13 protein-coding genes and 1 pseudogene are annotated in these 21,051 nt (G+C 58.9%); 9 read left to right on the forward strand and 5 right to left on the reverse strand.

The genetic code is table 11. The annotated features are described in order from the left end of the window. Nucleotides 1–6: 6 nt before the first annotated feature. Nucleotides 7–1,626 carry an RNA repair transcriptional activator RtcR gene (gene rtcR / locus HHL14_RS21925; protein WP_169499706.1) on the reverse strand — a complete coding sequence of 540 codons (1,620 nt, stop codon included), beginning with the start codon at nt 1,624–1,626 and terminating at the stop codon, nt 7–9. A gap of 675 nt (nt 1,627–2,301) precedes the next feature. Between rtcR and HHL14_RS21930 the strand changes: the two genes are divergently transcribed. Both HHL14_RS21930 and HHL14_RS21935 read left to right on the forward strand, forming a co-directional pair. Then, nucleotides 2,302–3,441, forward strand: a complete 1,140-nt coding sequence (locus HHL14_RS21930) for a slipin family protein (RefSeq protein ID WP_169499707.1) — start codon at nt 2,302–2,304, stop codon at nt 3,439–3,441. Between the two features lie 67 nt (nt 3,442–3,508). Continuing rightward, entirely contained in the window at nt 3,509–4,732 is a 1,224-nt protein-coding gene (locus HHL14_RS21935; RefSeq protein WP_169499708.1) for an RtcB family protein, read from the forward strand. A 174-nt stretch (nt 4,733–4,906) separates the two neighbouring features. Here HHL14_RS21935 and HHL14_RS21940 read toward each other — a convergent pair. Continuing rightward, nucleotides 4,907–6,071: pseudogene (locus HHL14_RS21940) on the reverse strand (IS3 family transposase). 297 nt (nt 6,072–6,368) lie between these two features. On the opposite strand from HHL14_RS21940, the gene HHL14_RS32875 reads away from it, so the two are divergent. From HHL14_RS32875 to HHL14_RS21965, 5 genes are all read left to right on the forward strand, one after another. Then, nucleotides 6,369–7,184: a GIY-YIG nuclease family protein gene (locus HHL14_RS32875; protein WP_206002440.1), complete on the forward strand. Its 816-nt coding sequence runs from the start codon at nt 6,369–6,371 to the stop codon at nt 7,182–7,184. Between the two features lie 455 nt (nt 7,185–7,639). Beyond that, nucleotides 7,640–8,998, forward strand: a complete 1,359-nt coding sequence (locus HHL14_RS21950) for a DNA cytosine methyltransferase (RefSeq protein WP_169499709.1) — start codon at nt 7,640–7,642, stop codon at nt 8,996–8,998. A gap of 53 nt (nt 8,999–9,051) precedes the next feature. Further along, on the forward strand, nt 9,052–10,584 hold the full coding sequence (locus HHL14_RS21955; protein WP_169499751.1) for an ATP-binding protein: 1,533 nt from the start codon (nt 9,052–9,054) through the stop codon (nt 10,582–10,584). Then, a complete protein-coding gene (locus tag HHL14_RS21960; RefSeq protein WP_169499710.1) occupies nt 10,581–12,821 on the forward strand; it encodes a Z1 domain-containing protein in 2,241 nt (746 codons plus the stop codon). The genes HHL14_RS21955 and HHL14_RS21960 overlap by 4 nt, the downstream gene beginning before the upstream one ends. Next, nucleotides 12,822–13,781, forward strand: a complete 960-nt coding sequence (locus HHL14_RS21965) for a PD-(D/E)XK motif protein (RefSeq protein WP_329601715.1) — start codon at nt 12,822–12,824, stop codon at nt 13,779–13,781. A 589-nt stretch (nt 13,782–14,370) separates the two neighbouring features. Here HHL14_RS21965 and gyrB read toward each other — a convergent pair. The 3 genes from gyrB to dnaA all read right to left on the reverse strand — a co-directional run bounded on the left by gyrB (nt 14,371) and on the right by dnaA (nt 19,930). After that, nucleotides 14,371–16,842, reverse strand: a complete 2,472-nt coding sequence (gyrB, locus tag HHL14_RS21970) for a DNA topoisomerase (ATP-hydrolyzing) subunit B (protein WP_169499711.1) — start codon at nt 16,840–16,842, stop codon at nt 14,371–14,373. Nucleotides 16,843–16,956: 114 nt separating this feature from the next. Beyond that, entirely contained in the window at nt 16,957–18,060 is a 1,104-nt protein-coding gene (gene dnaN, locus HHL14_RS21975) for a DNA polymerase III subunit beta (protein WP_169499712.1), read from the reverse strand. A 280-nt stretch (nt 18,061–18,340) separates the two neighbouring features. Further along, the gene (gene dnaA, locus HHL14_RS21980) at nt 18,341–19,930 is read right to left on the reverse strand and encodes a chromosomal replication initiator protein DnaA (RefSeq protein ID WP_230413153.1); all 1,590 of its coding nucleotides are present in this window, start codon (nt 19,928–19,930) and stop codon (nt 18,341–18,343) included. A gap of 383 nt (nt 19,931–20,313) precedes the next feature. On the opposite strand from dnaA, the gene rpmH reads away from it, so the two are divergent. Then, the gene (rpmH, locus tag HHL14_RS21985) at nt 20,314–20,448 is read left to right on the forward strand and encodes a 50S ribosomal protein L34 (protein ID WP_004198824.1); all 135 of its coding nucleotides are present in this window, start codon (nt 20,314–20,316) and stop codon (nt 20,446–20,448) included. Nucleotides 20,449–20,458: 10 nt separating this feature from the next. Next, nucleotides 20,459–20,947, forward strand: coding sequence for a ribonuclease P protein component (locus tag HHL14_RS21990; RefSeq protein WP_206002441.1), 489 nt, complete (start codon nt 20,459–20,461; stop codon nt 20,945–20,947). Nucleotides 20,948–21,051 lie beyond the last annotated feature (104 nt).

A 21,051-nucleotide genomic window follows, 5' to 3' on the forward strand; every position in this document is an offset into this window, starting at 1 on the left:
ATTTCCTCAAATCATCGCCTGTTTCACCTTCTCCCAATCCAACCCAAACCTCGCCAAATACTTTCTCAACCTATCCGCATCATTTGGCTGTTTTTTACTCCGCCGTGACACAGCAAACAGTACACGCCCGGCTTCCGACAAATTTACGGCCGTACGACAAACCTCTAACACTCGTTCAAGCAGCACCCGGTCGAACATATCGAGTTCGTCAGCTGCGGCCCCTAACACCACGGAGACTAAATCGCTCTTCGCGCCCTTCGCGCCCTTCGCGTCTGCTCCGCCCCACGTCCACTCCAGTCTTTCCACCTCCTGCGCGACAATTCCTTCAGTAATTCTCCCCGCATCCGCCAAGGTCGCCATCCGCGTCACAGATGCCGAAAGCTCACGGAAATTACCCGTCCATGCCGCACGTGCGGACGTCGCAAACGCCAGATACCGCCGCTTCGCCTCGACGTTGAATCTCACCTGTTCTCCCTGCTCATGACCGAACCGATCAAGTTCGAAATCAAGGTTGGGCTCGATATCCTCTCTCCGCTCTGCAAGCCCCGGGAGCTCATACGTCCACAAATTGATTCGTGCATACAGGTCCTCACGAAACGTCCCGGCTGCAACCATCTGACGCAAATCGCGGTGAGTGCCCGCGATCAACTCGAAATCGCTCGTCACCTCGACATCCGCACCGACTGGAAAAAAGCGCTTCTCCTCGATCGCCTTCAGAAGCATTGCCTGTTCATCCAGGCCAAGTTCGCCTATTTCGTCGAGAAACAGCAAACCTCCATCCGCCGCGCGTAGCAACCCTGCACGCGCGGTCTGCGCACCGGTAAATGCGCCCTTCACGTGTCCAAACAGCGTCGACATCGCTGCATCGCCACGCAGGGTTGCACAGTTGACCTCGATGAACGGTCCCGCCAGTCGATGCCGCCCGCGCTTGAGCTCATACACGCGCTTCGCAAGAAACGACTTGCCCGCACCGGTCGGCCCAACCAGCAGCATCGGCGCACGCGAGCGCACCGCCACGCGTTCCAGTTGCTCGATCAGTGCATTGAAACGTGCATTGCGCGTCGCAATACCCGCTTTCAGAAACGACACCGTATCGTCGCGCTCTCGCGTAAAACGCTGCGCGATCCGGTTATAGCGCGACAGGTCGAGATCGATCACCGAGAGCTTGCCGGGCCCGCTCGGCCCTTCATCGGTTTGCGGCGGCGGCGCTGTCTGCACAAGCCGGGCGGGCAGATAGCGCGCCTCCGCGAGCAGGAACCAGCAGATCTGCGCGACGTGCGTGCCGGTCGTGATGTGAATCAGGTAATCCTCGTGGTCAAGGTCGAACGGATACGCACGAGCGTAGTCGTGCAGCGTTGCGTAGACCTCCTCGAAATCCCACGGGTCGCGAATCGTTAATGGCGTGAGCCGCACCTCGGTATGCGGCGATGTGCGCGATAGATCATCCTTCACGCGATTCGCAAGCCGATCGAAGTCCGGCGAATGCAGCAGTTCGAGCCGGTCGATCGGTAACTCCGGCTGGGCGCACAGCGAAATGGTTGGCCGCCACTTTTGCCAGCGACGCGGCGCGCGGCCACCCTGATCGAGCACGGTGCCTAGAAAACCGATCGCAACTGTCTTCCGCATATTTATCCAAAAAAATAAAAGACGATCCAATTATATCGATTTGGCCCACTTTCTGAGCATCTCATTAAGCAATCTTAAATTTTAGATAGAGAAATTTCTTTTTAAATTCAATATGTTGATGATTTTTTCCGTGAACTGACCCAGCGCTGGCACGTTAGTCGCTAGATATACCGCAGCCGGACGTCCCTCTGACCCACGAGCCAAGGTTCACAACCTTGCTGGTGCGCCGCCGCCGAACTCTGTTCGTCGCGACTGCGTATGCCGCCATGGACAAAAGATGGCTACAAGGGGCGCGCCTGGAGCGCCATGTCCAGGTTCGATTCCTGGAGCGTCCACCACTGTTCGAAAAACTCATCTGGTTGAGGCTGCCGGTGAAAACCAGCGGTTGCGGGTTCGAATCCCGCGCGAGCATTGTCCGCAAGGACAACAGCAGTACCCGCCGGCCCGGGCCGCAAGGCCCGCCGCGCGTCGGACCGGTCACGGTGCCGCGCGAACGGCCGGGAGAACGAGTGGCATGCGCAAGCACGTGCGCCGACGCAAGGTAATAGGCAGTACAACCAGGCGTTGTTGAGTGTGCGAGTTCAATGCCCGCGTTCAGCCCGCCCGTTCGTGTCGCGCCCTGATCCGTGCGATGCGTGCGTGCCGGCGGTCATCAAGGAAAAAAAGGAAATAGATATGTGGAAGCGTTATGTAGTGAAGAAGAACGAACGCGCACTGTTGATGAATGAAGGCGACTTCGTAAAGGTATTGGAACCGGGCGTGTTCCGTGCCTTTGATCCGTTCAATCGTCTGTCGGTGCAGGCTGCGAGTCTCAATGCGCCACTCGCGGACAAAGCGCTCGCTGATTATCTGCGTCACGACGCGCAGGACGTACTCGCGCAATACTTTGTCGCGATGGATCTTGCGGACGATGAAGCGGGTCTGCGCTACGAGAACGACGCACTCGTCGAAATCTTGCCGCCGGGCACGCGTCGGCTGTACTGGACCGGCCTCGTCGAGCACCGGCTCGAGCGCGTCGATCTTGTGCAAGATCATGCATTGCCGGCGGCACTCACAAGACGGCTGACACAGCCGACGCTGCGCGCAAGCGCCGTGGCGGGCCTTGCAGGTGTTTTGATCGCTCAGGTACCGGCTTACCACGTTGGTGTGCTGAAAGTCGATGGCAAGATCGAGCAGTTGCTGGAAGCAGGACTGTCTGGTTTCTGGCGTTTCAACCGCGATGTGGCGGTCGAACTCGTCGATCTGCGACTGCAGGCACTCGAAGTTAGTGGGCAGGAAATCCTGACGCGCGACAAAGTCGCGCTGCGGCTGAATCTGTCGGCGACCTGGTGCTATGCGGATGTGCTGCGCGCGTTCGGGCAACTGCAGAAACCCGTCGACCATCTGTACCGCGAGTTGCAATTCGCGCTGCGCGCCGCCGTCGGCACGCGCACGCTGGATGAGTTGCTCGAAAACAAGCAGATGATCGACGACGTCGTGATCGCACAGGTGCGCACGCGCCTTGCCGATTCAGGCATGGACGTGCGTAGCGTCGGCGTAAAGGACATCGTGCTGCCTGGAGAGATGAAGACGATCCTCGCTCAGGTGGTCGAAGCCGAGAAGGCTGCGCAGGCGAACGTGATCCGCCGCCGCGAAGAAACCGCGGCAACCCGTTCGCTGTTGAACACTGCAAAGGTGATGGAAGAGAACCCGACCGCACTGCGCCTGAAGGAACTGGAAACGCTTGAGCGCGTCGCGGAACGGATCGACCGCATCTCGGTGTTCGGCGGTCTGGACCAGGTACTGAATGGCCTTGTGAGCATCAAGGCGACGTAATAAACGCTTGCGATGCGATACGACGTGTTAGCGCCGCATCGCAGGCATGACGAAATTGGGTGAAGCAATGAATGAACTGGATTATCAGGTGATGGAACTGGCGCACGGCAAGCCAGTGAAGATGTGGACCAACGGCGTCGCCGTCGAGGACGACGCTCGCACACAGCTGTGCAATACCGCGCAGATGCCGTTTATTTTCAAGCACGTCGCGGTGATGCCGGACGTGCACCTTGGCAAAGGCTCGACGATCGGCAGCGTAATTCCGACGCAGGGCGCGATTATTCCGGCGGCGGTCGGTGTCGATATCGGCTGCGGCATGATGGCCGCGCGTACGACGCTCACCGCCTCGGATCTGCCGGACTCACTCGCGGGTCTGCGTAGCGCGATTGAACGGGCAGTGCCGCATGGCCGTGCGCCCGGGCGACGCGATCCGGGTGCGTGGGGCAATCGCGCGCCGGCAGCGGTCGATGCCACGTGGAAGTCGCTACAACCGGGCTTCAAACAGATCGTCGACAAGTATCCGAAGCTGGAGAAGACGAACCACTATGCGCATCTCGGCACGCTTGGAACGGGCAATCACTTCATTGAAGTGTGTCTGGATGATACCGACAGCGTGTGGTTCATGTTGCATAGCGGATCACGCGGCGTCGGCAATGCAATCGGCAGTCTGTTTATCGAGCTCGCGCAGAACGATATGCGTCAGCACATCGCAAATCTGCCGGACCGCAATCTCGCGTATTTCAGCGAGGGCAGCCAGCATTTCGACGATTACGTCGAGGCAGTCGGTTGGGCGCAAGATTTCGCACGCCGTAATCGTCAGGTGATGATGGACGCGGTGATCAGTGCGGCGCGTGCCGTAATCGGCAAACCGTTCGGCGTCGATGAACACGCGGTGAATTGCCATCACAACTATGTGCAGAAGGAACGTCACTTCGGTGAAGACATTTTTGTGACTCGCAAAGGCGCGGTGTCAGCACAGAAGGGTGAACTCGGGATCATTCCGGGTTCGATGGGCGCGAAAAGCTTCATCGTGCGCGGGCTCGGCAATTCGGAGAGTTTTTGCTCGTGCAGTCACGGCGCCGGTCGGACGATGAGCCGTACGGAAGCCAGGCGCCGCTTCACGGTTGACGATCAGGTGAAGGCGACGCAAGGCGTGGAGTGCCGGAAGGACATAGGTGTCGTCGACGAAATCCCGATGGCCTACAAGGACATCGACATGGTGATGGCGGCACAGCGAAGTCTCGTCGAAGTGGTGCACACACTGCGTCAGGTGGTGTGCGTGAAAGGATAGCGCGGCGGATGGCCGGCCGCCGTGCGCAAAAGACAGGAAATATGATGAAACGGGAGAAGGAACTCATGATGGTGCGCAGCGCGCATCCGGTCGAGTCGGCCATGCGCGAGCGAGTACTCGATCAACATCGTGGTCAGTTCAACTTCACGGTGGATTCATCAAATAGTGTAGTGGTCAACTCATCCCGGACACTACGTTAAGTTTTTCTTCCGCAACGGCGGGTGCCAGTCCGTCATTGAACTGATGCGGCCGTATCCAGTTGTACCGATGCATCAGGTAATGGCTGATATCCCGATGCGCTTCCTGCGCCGACATGTAACCCACTGACGGCAGCCATTCCGTCTTGAAGCTGCGGAACAGCCGTTCCATCGGGGAGTTATCCCAACAGTTTCCACGACGGCTCATGCTCTGCGGTATCCGATAGCGCCACAGTCGCTGACGGAATTTCCGGCTTGCGTATTGACCACCCTGATCGGAATGAAACAATAATTCTTGCGGCCTGCCGCGCTGCTCGTAGGCCATCTCCAGCGCCTGCACGACCAGGGCGGCATCGGCGCGTGCCGAGAACGCCCAGCCAACAACCCGCCGCGTGAACAGATCGAGCACAACGGCCAGATAATGCCAACGGCCTTGCGCCCAGACGTACGTGATATCACCGCACCAGACCTGATTAGGCGCACCCACCTCGAACTGCCGATTGAGATGATTTGGGATATCGATCCGCTCGACCGTGGCCTGCTTGTAGGCGTGGCTGCCGGGCTGCTTGCAGATCACAACCCCAGCTCGTCCATCAAGCGGCTGACCTTGAAGCGGCCAATCGCCGTACCTTCCTCGCGCATCATGCCCATGATGCTGCGACTGCCCGCAGCGCTTCGACTTTCGACGAACAGTTCATGCACCCGGCTACGCAATTGCATACGCTCGGCATCAACGCGCCGCGCACGCTCCCGATACGCATACAGGCAGGACCGCGATACGTCGAAAACCGCGCAGATCAATTCGACCGATTCGCTTGCACCGATCTGGTCGATTACTTCGTACGTTCGATGCCTTCTGACATCAAGAGCGCGGTAGCCTTTTTTAAAATGGCCTTCTCGCGCTCGAGGCGTTCGATACGCGCCTCAAGTTCCTGGATGCGTTGCTGATCCGGCGTGATTGCCTTGCCCTGCGGGGTGATGCCATTACGTTCAAGTTGAAGCTGCTGCACCCAGCGACGCAGCACCGTCTCGCCCACGCCGACCGAGCGACTCGCTTCCATATGGTTATAGCCCTGGTCGAGCACCAGACACGCAGCTTGCTGCTTGAACTCCGGGGAAAACGTACGACGTTGCTTGCTCATCAGACACCTCTTCATGGCGAGCATTCTCGCCTAAATCAGTGTCCGGATTCATTAGACCACTACATAGCGACCACTGAAGTGAGCCTGTCTAGCTCTCCATTGTGAGTGTTTCTAAGCAACGGCGCGCTGCCGAATATCGTCCAGCACTTGCACAATCCGGGTTACTTGCGCGGGAGGGAACACGTCAACCCGAGCACCTAAGAGGGTACCAGCGCGGAGCAACTCTTTTGTGCTGCCGCCCGCGACCCGAACCACCTACACTGTGGCTCCATTCACTTCCACTGGCAGGGTGCGCCCATGAACAGACTGCTCGACATCGGCTTCCAGGTGGCCGGCGAGTGGCTTCCCGATAACGACACGGTGCGGATGTCGTTTCAGCGGCTCGCCGGGCAGCACAACATCCTCTATGCCTTCGTCTGCAATGGCGAGGTCAAGTACGTCGGCGTGTCATCGCAGACCCTGCGCCAGCGCATGGCCGGGTACCGGTCGCCCGGGCCGAAAAGCACGACCAACATCCGCAATAACCGCAACATTCGCGGACAACTGGACCAGGGCGTCGCGGTCGAGGTCTATGCGCTGCCCGACTCCGGGCTGATGCACATCGGCCCGTTTCACCTCAATCTCGCCGCCGGCCTCGAGGCCAGCATCATTACGTCGCTGCGTCCCGAGTGGAACATTGTCGGGAACCGGCTCATGAAGGAGCAGATTCGTGATGGCGAGCCGGAACTGGTGGAACTGGAGCCGGCCGTGTCGTCTGATGGCTCGACGCCCGGCACCCTGTCAGAAGCGCAGGACGACGGCGCCGTGCCGTTGGGGGCGTTCGAATTCACGCTGCAGCGGAGCTACTGGAAGGACGGCTTCTTCAACGGCGGAGTGGCCGCGAAGGACCTCCTGGGCGCGGGCGGCGAGCACATAGAGATTTTCTTTGGCGACGAGGCGACTCCGATTAACGGTACGATTAACCGCAGTTCGCCGGGCAACAGGACACCGCGCGTGCACGGGGGACGAGAATTGAAATGGCGTTTCCAAACGCTGCCCGAGTTGACGCCGATGCTCGTCGAGGTGTTTGCGCCTACATCTATCCGTATCCGCAGCAAGGACGGCGTGGGTTGAGCTGTAGCCGCACGAGCGGATGGACAGGCGCCCTCCCTCTGGAAGCAGTACGCTCCCCCTGTCAGCGCGCTCCCAAGTTGAGATTGCGCACTATGGCCGGCGTCCTCGACTACAGCGAATTTCAAGGTCGCAGCGCCGAACGAGACCGCATTCGAAGCGTTGTTATGGCACGACGAACGGTATGTGCCAGCCGACCCAAAAAGTACGCGCCGCCAGCAAGCATTTTGACAATGCAGGCTGAATTTTCAACGCCATCCACGCATCCACGCGGCATCATTTCTGCACGTAGGGTGTACATTGGGTATGTATGGATATACAGTATCGATGAGTGCTTCCGCGTGCGCATCCTTGCGTGGCGCGGAAGTTTAGCTGGCATAATGGCGCGCGCGCCGCGCCTGCGCGCGAGGCAATGGGCCGCATCGAATGAAAACTAACGTCAACCCTATTTGGCGCAAATGAAGTCTTTCCGTTTCGTCGACTTGTTCGCCGGGCTCGGCGGCTTCCACTTGGCGCTTGAGCGTCTAGGCGGAACTTGTGTCTTTGCCGCCGAGTGGCAGGAGCACCTTCGTGACCTATACGAGGTCAATTTCGGGTTAAGGCCCGAGGGTGACATAACGCAGATATTGCCGGAGAAAGTTCCTGCGCATGATGTGCTGACTGCGGGATTTCCGTGTCAGCCGTTTTCGAAAGCAGGCGACCAACTCGGCTTTGAATGCACGAAGCAGGGTAATTTGTTTTTTAATGTCGAGGCAATCCTGAAAGAGAAGATGCCTCGATTTTTCATTCTTGAGAATGTCCCGAACCTGCTGAAACATGATGAAGGCAGAACGTGGGAAAAGATTCAGGAAATACTCGGACTCGATGGTTTGGGTTACCACATTAGGGCCGAGAAGCTGTCGCCGCACAATTTCGGTATACCTCAGATTCGGGAGCGGGTGTACATCGTCGGTTCAATTGAGCCGCTGACAAGCTTCCAGTGGCCGGAGATGCTGCAGGGCGAGACGACTATCGAATCCATTCTCGATGAAAATCCCGAGGACGCTCGACGGCTATCGACGCAAGTTACTGAATGCCTCGAGGTGTGGAACGACTTTCTGGCTCGAAGTCCTTCAAAAGTTGAGTTGCCGTCGTTCCCCTTGTGGTCTATGGAGTGGGGCGCAACCTACCCTTTCGAGGAATCAACGCCGTACGCCGCATTTGTGGAAAAGGGGAAGCGAGGGCTCTATGAGATGCGTGGGTCGCACGGTGCTCGGCTGGGCGACTGGGAGTCTGTAGACGACCGTTGGGCGGCGTTGCCGAGTCACGCTCGGACTGAGCAAATGCAGTTTCCGAAATGGAAGCGGGACTTCATAAGGCAAAACCGCCAGTTTTACGCCGACAACAAGAAATGGATTGCCCCCTGGCTTCCGAAGATTCTCAAATTCCCTTCCAGCTTGCAGAAATTGGAGTGGAACGTGAAGGGTGGCGAGCGAAGCATCTGGCAATATGTGTTGCAATTCAGAGCATCGGGCGTGCGTATAAAGCGCCGCACTACGGCACCAAGCCTAATTGCAATGACCGATACACAGGTACCCATTATCGGCTGGGAACGGCGGTACATGACACCCAGGGAGTGCGCACGGCTGCAAAGTCTGGAAGAACTGAAGCAGTTGCCGGGTAGCCCGACCAAGGCATTCCACGCGCTGGGGAACGCCGTAAATTCCAGAGTGGTCGAAAATGTTGCACGGGCACTACTGAACGGTACGCGGCGCACGAGTCCGCCCATTACGCGTAGCAAGCGGGCAGACCGTCAACCGGCGGAGTCGACCGCGTGACGGACGAGAGCTACGAGCATGTGACGAAGGTCGGCATCCGCCCGAAGGTGTCGATGCTCTCGGTCCTGTCTAGGCTGAACTACAAGGCCTGGTTCGCCGTGGCCGAGTTCGTCGACAACAGTGTGCAAAGCTATTTCGCGAATCGCGAGCAGTTGCAACGCCTTCATGGCGATAATTTTGTCCTGAAAGTCTTCATCCGGTTGGACGCAGCGAGTCGACTTATCGAGATTGTTGACAATGCCGCGGGTATCGCTGGACGCGATTTCCCGCGCGCGTTCCGCCCAGCTGAAGTGCCGCCGGACCGCAGCGGTCTGTCAGAGTTCGGCATGGGCATGAAGACAGCCGCTTGCTGGTTCACGAACACCTGGAGTGTCCGAACCAAAGCGCTTGGCGAGGCAGTGGAACGAACAGTCAGATTCGATATTCACGACATCCTCGAAGCAAATCTGGATGACCTGAATGTCCGGGAAACACGGGCGGACCGGCTGTCCCACTACACCGTCGTCCGGCTCGAAAATCTCGGCAAGAAGTTCCCGCAAACAAAGACGCAGAAAAAGCTGCGGGACCATCTTGCGAGTATCTATCGGGTGTACATCCGTACGGGGGAGGTCGAGCTGTATTTCGGTGACGACCAGTCGCGTCTCACGTATGACGAGCCGGAGAGCCTGGTTGCTCCCCCGTACAACGCCCCGAATTCGCTGCCGGTGCAGTGGCGAAAGGACATCAATTTCGAATTGCCGGCCGGTCGGCGCGTATGGGGTTTTGCAGCATTGCGTCGCGAAGCATCCACGTCGCATGCCGGCTTTGCCTTGTTCCGAAGAAATCGGTTGATTGTGGGTAGCGATGACGAAACATACCGGCCACATGAAATCTTCGGCAATACAAACAGCTACCGCTACCAACGGCTCTTTGGTGAACTGCATGTCGAGGGGTTCGATGTTAGCCACACAAAAGACGGGTTCAGTTGGGATGAGTATGAAGAGGAGTTTCTCGATAAGCTCAGAGACCATCTGGAGGTCGAGCCGCTGAATCTTCTGAGGCAGGCGGAACAATATCGTGCGCGCCCATCGAAGACGGCATTACAGCCTCTGCTCAATGCCGCATCCCGGTCATTGGCATTGGACCTGGAGCGCAGTGGTGGGCAAGCGCTAGACAGCAGTTCGGAAAATGGCAGTCAAATAGATACGGCTGCCATAGAGGATTCTGATTTTCTACAGAGTTCGACGGTCCCGTTGGTTGCGACGGAGAAAACGTTCAGCCTGTTGGTCGACGGAGATGTGTGGAACGTTGTCATTCGCAGTTTGGTCGACCCCTCTGTTACCGATTGGCTCAAAGTGGGGAAGTCGGAGCGTAACCAGTTGGGTCAGCTTCTGGTGAACGAGATTGCGATTGACGTGTCGATGGCACATCCATTTGTGCAGCAGTTCATCGGCCCCAAAAACGAAAATGCGGAGCTTTTCCTTCGATTCGCGGTGGCCATCGCCTTGGGCGCGGTCAAGGCGAGTCGGGGAGGCTATCCGTCTGCGCCTATGATGAGCTGGATGAACCGGCTCTTGCGCGAAGCGCTCACCGGAGACCACGAATGAGCATTGTCGTTAAAGAGTTGAAAGACGTACGCCCGCCACTGCTGTGGGAGCCGAATGCTGGTCCAGAGACGGACGACTTCGTTAAGCGGAAGCAGGCCAACGACCAGATTCCGCCTGTGGCACTGCAACGGGTCGTTTTCGAAGCTCAGCAAATCCTGGGCCGTTGTGTAGACCCAACAAAGGGGCCCGAGGGTGCGACCGGCCTCGCGGTCGGGTATGTCCAGAGTGGTAAGACGCTCTCGTTCACGACGCTGGCCGCACTCGCTCGCGACAACGGCTACGGAATGGTCGTCCTCATCGCTGGCGTGCTCGACAACCTGCTCAAGCAGACGCTTACGCGCTTGACGGCGGACCTCAACCTTGCTGGGGGGCTTGCTCGGCCGTGGGTACTAGTTGATAGGCCAACGCCTGGTAAAGCTTCCGCGACGCAGTTGCAGCAGCATCTTACGAAGTGGAGTGACCCGAGCCTGTCGCCCCAAAAGAAGCGCACCGTGATGGTGGTCGTGCTGAAGAATCACAAGCGTATGGGGAATCTACGTGCATGTCTGAAGGGTCTCGACCTGAGCGCGGTGCCGACTCTTGTCATCGACGATGAGGCAGACCAGGCGAGCCTGAATAACTTCGCATATTCGAACAGGCGCACTGGAAGCAATAAGAAGAGTACGAACTATAGTGAAGTTACGGCACTGAAGGCGCTTCTCCCACATCATACCTACGTTCAGTACACCGCTACGCCGCAGGCTCCGCTGCTTGTCGGGCTTTCCGATGCCCTATCGCCGAGCTTCGCAGAATTGTTAAGCCCAGGCGACGGTTACGTCGGTGGCAAAGTGCTATTCGCACCGGGCGCGAGATATTCGCGTGCAATTCCAGATGAAGAAGCCGATGCTTCGCTCGCAACGTCAACTGACGGACCGCCTTCAACACTGGTCGATGCACTGCGGATATTTCTTCTGGGCGCGTGTGCAGTCGAGGAGTCTGGGAAGATTGCTCACCGCACAATGATGGTTCATCCGTCGCACCACACGGAGAATCACAAAGACTACCAAGTTTGGATTGCGGACTTAGTAGGTGCATGGCGCTCCATGGCAAGCAACGCGGCATTGAAGGACGAGTTCTTCGAGCATTTTCGCAGGGCGCATACTGACCTAGCAGAAACCGTCGGGAATACGCTTCCCTCTCTCGAGGTGCTCGTGGGCCACATGTCGTACGTCTTGAAAACGGTGAACTATCGGGAAGTGAACTCGACTGGACCTGGCTCCGAGCCAGTGGACTGGTCCGGCTGCGAATATTGGATTCTGGTGGGCGGGGCAAAGCTCGACCGGGGTTTCACCGTCGAGGGACTTACCGTGACCTACATGCCCCGTCCGATGGGCGTGGGCAATGCGGACAATCTTCAGCAGCGTGCGCGGTTCTATGGCTATAAGCAAAAGTACGTCGGCTACTGCCGCATTTACCTAAGGCGAGAAGTCAGAGACGCTTTCCGTAACTACGTCGAGCATGAGGAGGCGATACATGAAAGCCTCCGAAAGACTCGTGGCGAGGCGCTGAGCAAATGGAATCGCCAGTTCACCCTCGACGGAGCCATGAATCCCACTCGCAGGAATGTCATTGGCATTCCCTTGGAGGAGGTTGTTGCCTCCAACTGGGTTCATCCGAAAGCGGCATATGTGGACCGGGACTGTGTCGAAGACAATCGCCAAGTCTTCAAGGACTTCATAGCGCAACTCGGGGGGCTCAACAACGGAGTAGCCGCCAACGATGTAGACCCCGAGCGCTACATCGACAAGCGCTCAGGCAAGAAGAACATTCTGTTCGAGAATGTGTCTCTCGAGACAGTCATCGATGGCTTGCTTGAGCGACTGCGCATGGGTGACGGCGATGACGCCGTGCAGAGGGTCGGCTGCGTTCTCGCGTTGCGACAACTCATCAAGGACGGGCAGACGCATGCAGATGTCTTCGTCATTGGCGAACTCGAGCCGCAAAATCGCAGTAAGAAAGGTAAAGCGATTAACCAGGTTTTCCAGGGCAAGAATCCCGACACGACAGACCGCACGCAGTTGCTGTACGGCGGTGACCGAGACTTCGCATCGGCAAGTCGGGTCTCGCTGCATCTTCGCGCATTCAATCTGCTGAACGCGAATACGAGGGCGACGGAAGAAAAGAACGTGCCTTGGTTTGCGATGCATGTGCCCGAATCGCTCAAGAAGCGATTGCTGATACAAGCGGAGGGCGTGTAAGTGCAGGCCTCTCTGTGGCAGCAGTTCCAAGCGCTAAGGAAATCGAGTGACGGGGAGGCATCGGGGACAATCCGGTGCGGTGCAGGTCAACGACATCTCCTGCTGAAAGGCGAGCGTGACGAACCGATTCTCTTGCTCGCGACGGCACAACGGCGCTCGCCTAGGGCGCCTATCAGGCTTAAGCACGTTAGCATCCAGTTCGATGCTCGCTACGAGTTGACCTCCACTGACACCGGGAAGTCGTCGAGCGAATGGTTTTGCAAGGTCGCGTGTGACGCCAGCAGCGCATCGTTACATGGTTACTTTGTCGAACTGCTTGCGGCAACAGCGAATGCTCTCCCAGGCCCGCTCGATGATTCAGCCGTCGACGAGGCCGTCGAGGCACTGATGGAACTGTTCCGAAAAATGGCTGTGCCGTCTCGGGCATCCATGACGGGACTCTGGGGAGAACTGCTTCTCATAAATGCCTCATCGTCACCGCAAACGATGGTCGACGCGTGGCATGTTGCGCCAACCGACGATTTTGATTTCGCCACCGACGCTTTCCGGATTGAGGTGAAATCGACCACCAGCACAATTCGGGAGCACGAATTCTCGTTGCGGCAGGTTCGGTCCCGCCGGCCAGATGACTTCATAGCCAGTGTTGTGCTTCGAAGCAGCGCAGACGGATTGTCGGTCCTTGACCTTGCCCGCCGTATCGCGCCGCAACTCACCGACGCGGGGCAGGCAAAGCTGTGGCAACTGATTATCGAGACCTTGGGCGACGACGCAGAGTCGACCGAGTGGCAGGCGTTTGACGTGGCGGCTGCGGCAGCATCGATTATGCTGGTGCCGGCTACCCACATACCGGCACCTTCAATTGCTCCAGGCGATGCTCAGGTCGTGTCGGACGTGCGCTTCAGGGCGCAGATTGGAATTGTCTGCAGTCAACATGCTGTGCCCGTTTCAACTCTCCTTTGAGTTCGCAAGGCGTCGCAGTCGTTCGGTAACTGGCCTTCAATGCCTTCATCCGTCGGACGGTTACCCATGCGTAATGGAGCATCCGTATGAAAGAAAGATGCGAGAGCTGCGGTTGCACCCCGAAATCCCCTCGCCGTCGCTGTGGTACATGCAAAAAACTCGTTTGCGTCAGCAACTGTTGGGTGCCACGGGACAAGTGCTGCCGGCGATGTGCGCCGAGCACATATCTTGGTGCCGGTTACACGGAAAGCAGTAGCAATCGCTGCAAATTCTGCGATGCGGAAATCGGCAATAGGGACAGCCGTTGCAGTAAATGCTTCGGTTTAGTTTATTGATGACAGCATGTCCGATTTGGCTTCCCCCTTTGCCATACTGTGTTGCGAGATGAATGCGCCCTCGGCGGGAAATCCAGTGCAGTAATAGCAAAGAGTGCAAAACAAGACGGCCACCTCATTGAGGTGGCCGTTGTTCTTTTCCGAATGGCAACCGGTCAGACGCCATCAGTCCGAGCTATCAAGGCACATCTATCAATAAAAATCCAGATGGATGCTTCCCAAAATCCAGCTTTATGGTTCCCGCTACACTATCCTCAAACATCAATATTCCCCGCCCTCAACGCATTAGACTCGATGAAAGCCCGACGCGGCTCCACATCATCCCCCATCAGCGTAGTAAAGATGCCGTCGGCAGCAATAGCATCCTCAATCTGCACTCGCAGCAACCGCCGCACAGTCGGGTCCATCGTAGTTTCCCAAAGCTGCCCAGGATTCATCTCACCCAAGCCCTTATAGCGCTGCTTCGACATATTCCGTTCAGCATCGGCAAGCAGCCACTTCATCGCACTCTTGAAGTCGGTAACCGCCATACTCCGCTCGCCACGCTTAATCACAGCGCCAGCCCCAATCAGCCCCTTAAACGTATTAGCCGTATTAATGAGCTGCTGATAATCCGCCGTCAGCTGAAACTCTTCATCGAGCACGGAAATCTTCTGATTACCGTGATGCGTGCGCGCGACGCGCAGCGAGCGCAGTTCCCGCACCGGGTCATACATCGTCGTCACGGTCACTTCAGGCTTCAGCGCATCGTCCCGCAGCTTCGCTTCGAGCGCACGAGCCGAAACCTCGGCCGCCTGCTCGCTGGACAGATCGATCGCGACGCCATCCATCACCGCCTCGAGCGCACCCGCGTCATACAGCCGGCTCAACCGGTCCACCACTGCCTGCGCCAACAGATAAGCCCGCGCCAATTCGCCCAGCGCATCGCCGGTAATCGGCGTCGCATTTTCAGAAGCGACCAGTTCCGAGCCCTGCAACGCGAGCCGCAGAATATGCGCGTTCACCTCAGACTCGTCCTTCAGATACCGCTCATCCTTACCCGCCTTGATCTTGTACAGCGGCGGCTGCGCGATATAGATATACCCGCGCTCGATCATCTCCGGCATCTGCCGATAGAAGAACGTCAGCAACAGTGTCCGGATGTGCGCGCCGTCCACGTCAGCATCGGTCATGATGATGATGCGGTGATAGCGCAGCTTGTCGAGGTTGTAGTCTTCCTTGCCGATCCCGCAACCGAGCGCGGTGATCAGCGTGACGATCTGCTCCGACGAAAGCAGCTTGTCGTAACGCGCCTTCTCGACGTTCAGCACCTTGCCGCGCAGCGGCAAAATTGCCTGGAACTTCCGGTCACGTCCCTGCTTCGCCGAGCCACCCGCCGAGTCGCCCTCGACGATATAAATTTCCGACTTCGCCGGATCTTTCTCCTGGCAGTCCGCGAGCTTGCCCGGCAGACCAACGCCGTCGAGCACGCCCTTGCGCCGCGTCATCTCGCGCGCCTTGCGCGCCGCATCGCGCGCACGCGCCGCGTCGACGATCTTGCCGCAGATGATCTTCGCGTCACCCGGCGTTTCGAGCAGGAATTCCTCCAGCGCCTTCGCGACGACTTCTTCCACCGGCGCGCGTACTTCCGACGACACGAGTTTGTCTTTCGTCTGCGAGCTGAACTTCGGCTCCGGCACCTTCACCGACAGCACGCACGAAAGCCCTTCACGCATGTCGTCGCCGGACGTCTCGACCTTCGCCTTCTTCGCGACTTCGTGATCGGCGATGTACTTGTTCAGCACGCGCGTCATCGCCGCACGCAGACCGGTCAGGTGCGTGCCGCCGTCGCGCTGCGGAATGTTGTTGGTGAAGCACAGCACGTTTTCGTTGTAGCTGTCGTTCCACTGCATTGCCACTTCCACCCCCACACCCTCCTTCTCGCCGATGATGTGGAAAATCGTGGGGTGCAGCACGGACTTGTTCTTGTTGATGTACTCGACAAAGCCCTTCACGCCGCCGACGAACGCGAAATCCTCTTCCTTGCCCGAGCGCTGATCCAGCAGACGGATCCGCACGCCGTTATTGAGGAACGACAGTTCGCGAATCCGCTTGGCGAGGATGTCGTAGTGGTATTCAACATTGCCGAAAATCGTCTCGTCGGCCATGAAATGCACTTCGGTGCCGCGGTTTTCGGTGTCGCCAACCACCTGCATCGGTGACGTCATCACGCCGTCGATTTCTTCGAGCACGCGGTTCTGCGGCACGCCACGGTGGAATTCCATGAAGTGCTTCTTGCCGTCGCGGCGCACGGTCAGGCGCAGCCATGCCGAGAGCGCGTTCACGCACGACACGCCCACGCCGTGCAGGCCGCCCGACACCTTGTAGCTGTTCTGGTCGAACTTGCCGCCGGCGTGCAGCTCGGTCATCACGATTTCGGCGGCGCTGCGCTTCGGATCGTGCTTGTCGTCCATCTTCAGGCCGGTCGGCACGCCGCGGCCGTTGTCGGTGATCGAGATCGAGTTGTCGGCGTGGATGATCACCTGGATGTCGTTGCAATGTCCGGCGAGCGCTTCGTCGATCGAGTTGTCGAGCACTTCGAACACGAGGTGGTGCAAACCGGTGCCATCCGATGTATCCCCGATGTACATCCCAGGACGCTTGCGCACCGCCTCCAGACCTTCGAGGATCTGGATGGACGAGGCGCCGTAGCTGTTATCGGGCTGCGTATTGTTCGTTTCAGTCATGGATTTTTTCCGGTTCTGCGTTGCTGCTTGGTTGCTGCTCGGGACTTTTCAAAACGCCATAAAAACGCCAAAGGGGCGCTGCGCCCCTTGGTGTTTTTGTTGATGTTGGCCGCGTCAGATGCGCATCGGCATCACCACGTATTTGAATTCGTCGTTCTCGGGAATCGTAATCAGCGCGCTGGAGCTGGCGTCACCCAAGCTCACCTGCAGCGTGTCGACCTTCAGGTTCGCGAGCACGTCGAGCAGATACGTGACGTTGAACCCGATATCGACGCTGTCGCCGTCGTATGCGATTTCCAGTTCTTCCTGCGCCTCTTCCTGATCGGCGTTGGTCGACATGATCTTCAACTGGCCCGGCTCGATGATGCAGCGCACGCCCTTGAATTTGTCCGACGTCAAAATCGCCGCGCGTTGCAGCGAGCGCTGCAGTTCTTCGCGGCCGATTTCGAACCTGTTCTTGTGCGACTTCGGAATCACGCGCTGGAAGTCGGGGAACTTGCCTTCCACGAGCTTCGACACGAGTTCGACCTGGCCGAACGTGAACTTGACCTGGGTCTGCGCGATGTCGATCTTGACCGTGTCGTCGATGTCTTCGAGCAGGCGTTGCAATTCGAGAATCGTCTTGCGCGGGATGATCACTTCCTGACGCGCGAACGAACCCTCGATCTTCATCGACGAGAACGCGAGACGGTGGCCGTCCGTCGCGACCGCCATCAGCTGGTCGCCGTCCACCACCAGCAGCATGCCGTTCAGGTAGTAGCGGATGTCCTGCTGGGCCATCGAGAAATGGACCATGCCGAGCAACTGGCGGAATGTTTTTTGCGGAACCACGAGGCTCGCGCCGTAGTCTTTAGCTTGCGCGACGGTCGGGAATTCGTCTGCGGCGAGCGTTTGCAGCGCAAAGCGGCTCTTGCCGGATTGCACGGTCAGGCGCTTGTCGTTCAGGGTGAGCGTGACCTGGCCGTCGGGCATCGCGCGCAGAATATCGAGGAGCTTGCGCGCTGCCACCGTGGTCGCGACCGAATCGCCGCCTACGCCGAAATCGGCGCGCGTGGTGATCTGCAACTCGAGGTCGGTCGACAGGAACGATACGTCAGGACCGTTCTTGGTGATCAGCAAATTGGCGAGGATCGGCAACGTATGGCGGCGTTCGACGATGCCGCTCACGGTTTGCAGCGGCCTGAGGAGGTTATCGCGTTCGGTCTTGACCAGTTGCATAGGGTTCCTTCGTTGATATAACGGCCTGCACGCCTTACGGGACAAGCTTTCCAGCGTGCAGCCGCGGCTCCCCGCCGGCGCCACGAAAAGCGCCCGTCACGGCGTGAAATCCGCCCGCGGCCGCCGGGCGGTTAAACCTGTATTGTGCCTGAAAACGGAACCGCCTCACTAAAATGGGGGCGAGTTCGGGAATAAACAGGTCGATTTTGCGGCAGCGGGATTCGGGCTGCGATGTTCCCCGCCGCCGGCCCCCGGGTTCAGTCGGGCGCGATCGGCGCACCTAGCCCTTCAGCGTCTGTTCCAGCACGTGCAGCTCATGGTTCAGCTGCGCGTCCTTGCTACGCTCGTCGGCGATCTTGCGCACCGCGTGCAGCACCGTCGTGTGGTCGCGCCCGCCGAACAGCTCGCCGATTTCCGGCAGGCTCTTCTGCGTCAGCTCCTTGGCCAGATACATCGCGATCTGCCGCGGCCGCGCGATGTTCGCCGGACGCTTCTTCGAATACATGTCCGCGACTTTGATGCTGTAGAAGTCGGCGACCGTTTTCTGGATGTTTTCCACCGAAATCTGCCGGTTCTGCACCGTCAGCAGGTCTTTCAGCGCTTCCTTGGTCAGCTCGATCGTGATTTCGCGGCCGTGGAATTTCGAGTACGCGAGGATCTTGCGCAGCGCGCCTTCGAGTTCGCGCACGTTCGAGCGCAAATGTTTCGCGACGAAGAACGCGACGTCCTCGTTCAGGCTCACGAACTCCGATTGCGCCTTGCGCATCAGAATCGCGACGCGCATTTCGAGCTCGGGCGGCTCGATCGCCACCGTCAGGCCGGAGTCGAAGCGCGAGATCAGGCGGTCGTCGATACCCGAGATTTCTTTCGGATACGTGTCGCTCGTGATGATCACCTGCGCCTTGTTCGCGACCAGCGCCTCGAACGCGTAGAAGAATTCTTCCTGCGTGCGCGACTTGCCCGAAAAGAACTGAATATCGTCGATCAGCAGCAGATCGAGCGAGTGGTAGTAGCGCTTGAAGTCGTCGAACGCCTTGCGCTGATACGCCTTCACGACGTCGGACACATACTGTTCCGCGTGGATGTAGCGGATCCGCGCGCCGGCCTTGTCCATCAGCAACTGGTTGCCGATCGCGTGGATCAGGTGGGTCTTGCCGAGACCGACGCCGCCATACAGGAACAGCGGGTTATACGAGATGCCGGGGTTGTCGGCGACCTGGATCGCCGCGGCGCGCGCAAGCTGGTTCGCCTTACCGGTCACGAAGTTATCGAAGGTCAGCACCGGGTTCAGCTTCGAGCGCTCGTACATCGAGTCGTTTTCGCTGCCCGCCGCGGCGCCCGCGCCTTGGCCCGGACGCCAGGTGCGGCGGCCGGCGGCGGCTTCGTTCGCGTCGAGACTCGGCAGATCGAGATCGGCTGCGTCTTCGGCGGCGCTGCGCACGTTCGCGTTGTGCATGGCGAGCGCGGCGGCCGCCACAGCGGGATTCGCGCGCGCGACCTGCGCCGCCTGCACGGTGCTCACGGCCGCATCCACGGCGGCGATGCCGCCGGCATGGCCACCTTGCGGCGCGACCGGGCGCGCGGGAGACGGCGCGGGCGCCACCGCCGGGCCGCGCATGCCGGCCTTCGGATCCAGTACGAACTGCACGTCGACCGGCGCGTGCCAGAAATCGCGGGCCATATCCGCGATGCGGCCGGAGAACTGGCTCTTGACCCAGTCGAGCTTGAAGCGGTTCGGCGCGGCGATGGAAAGCGTGTTCGCATCGGCGTCGAAGGCGACCGGGGCCAACGGTTTGATCCACGTCACGTACTGCTGGGGCGTGAGCTCACGCTCCAGCAATGCGGAACAGTGTTGCCAGAAATCGTTCATCGAGTTGCTGTCGTTATGGTGTGCACGGCGGTCGCCGCTGCCCCTGTCGCGCGTGCGCAACAAGGCCCTGAGCAGCCAGGCGTGATGGCTCCAGGCGCTTGTGCCACAAGGGTTTGCGGGACAAACGTGCCGGAGCGACGTGCAACATTTTTGGGAAGTAAGGCGAGATTCTAACGCCAAAACGGCACCGCAAGTGAGTTATCCACAGGGACGGATCACTTGGTCCGGCGGATACGGGCTGCGTCGGAAGATGGCTAAACTATTGACGGCCAACGGAAAACCAGTTTAAATAGCGGGTTCCGCGAAAACCAATTTCAGTAAACCACCGGCCATTGCGCTTTCAGCGATGATCGCGCGGTTTTTTTCGATCAAGTGAGAGCAACATGAAACGTACTTACCAACCTTCCGTTACCCGTCGCAAGCGCACCCACGGCTTTCGCGTTCGCATGAAGACCGCTGGCGGCCGCAAGGTCATCAACGCACGTCGCGCGAAGGGCCGCAAGCGCCTCGCGATCTAAGGCAAGCGGATTGCGCGCTGTGACCGAAACCCGCAGCGAAGCGGGAGCGGCCGGGGCGCAGCAACCGGGCTCGGTTCCGTTGCGAGCGCAAGCCGCCTTCCCCAAAGCCGCAAGGCTGCTAAAAACGGATGAATTTTCATCCGTTTTTCGTTTGCGGCCGTGGCGCCGTACCGCGCATTTTGTCGTGTACGGCCGGCCTACCGGCAACGAGGCGCGTCTTGGCCTCGTGATCGGCAAGAAGTATGCGCCGCGCGCGGCCACGCGTAATCTGGTGCGCCGGATTGCGCGGGAAGCCTTCCGGCTGCGTCGCGCGGAATTCGGCGGTTGGGATGTGCTGCTGCGTCTGCACACGCGTTTCGACAAAAAAGCTTTGCCGAGCGCGTCGTCACCGCCGCTAAAGGCGTTGTGCCGCAGCGAAATCGAAGCGTTGCTCGACAAGGCAGCGCGCGAAATTACCCGTCGTCAGGCGCCGCCCGCGGAGGCGCCCAGGACGGAATGACGCAGTGACCGCCCGCACCTGCGGCCGGCGCAACCCGCGTTGCGTCGGTGCTTTCAACGGTGCGGACGTCGCCCGGTATTCACGTTGCGCGGCGCCCTCCGGCC

The organism is Paraburkholderia antibiotica (genome assembly GCF_012927125.1).
GTDB lineage: Bacteria > Pseudomonadota > Gammaproteobacteria > Burkholderiales > Burkholderiaceae > Paraburkholderia > Paraburkholderia antibiotica.

Excerpts from the sequence above, each read along its gene's own strand:
- HHL14_RS21955 (WP_169499751.1), top strand. The coding sequence starts at position 9,052 with ATGCTCTCGGTCCTGTCTAGGCTGAACTACAAGGCCTGGTTCGCCGTG.
- rtcR (WP_169499706.1), bottom strand. The coding sequence starts at position 1,626 with ATGCGGAAGACAGTTGCGATCGGTTTTCTAGGCACCGTGCTCGATCAG.
- HHL14_RS21950 (WP_169499709.1), top strand. The coding sequence starts at position 7,640 with ATGAAGTCTTTCCGTTTCGTCGACTTGTTCGCCGGGCTCGGCGGCTTC.
- HHL14_RS21935 (WP_169499708.1), top strand. The coding sequence starts at position 3,509 with ATGAATGAACTGGATTATCAGGTGATGGAACTGGCGCACGGCAAGCCA.
- HHL14_RS21930 (WP_169499707.1), top strand. The coding sequence starts at position 2,302 with ATGTGGAAGCGTTATGTAGTGAAGAAGAACGAACGCGCACTGTTGATG.
- HHL14_RS21960 (WP_169499710.1), top strand. The coding sequence starts at position 10,581 with ATGAGCATTGTCGTTAAAGAGTTGAAAGACGTACGCCCGCCACTGCTG.
- dnaN (WP_169499712.1), bottom strand. The coding sequence starts at position 18,060 with ATGCAACTGGTCAAGACCGAACGCGATAACCTCCTCAGGCCGCTGCAA.
- gyrB (WP_169499711.1), bottom strand. The coding sequence starts at position 16,842 with ATGACTGAAACGAACAATACGCAGCCCGATAACAGCTACGGCGCCTCG.
- dnaA (WP_230413153.1), bottom strand. The coding sequence starts at position 19,930 with ATGAACGATTTCTGGCAACACTGTTCCGCATTGCTGGAGCGTGAGCTC.
- rpmH (WP_004198824.1), top strand. The coding sequence starts at position 20,314 with ATGAAACGTACTTACCAACCTTCCGTTACCCGTCGCAAGCGCACCCAC.
- HHL14_RS32875 (WP_206002440.1), top strand. The coding sequence starts at position 6,369 with ATGAACAGACTGCTCGACATCGGCTTCCAGGTGGCCGGCGAGTGGCTT.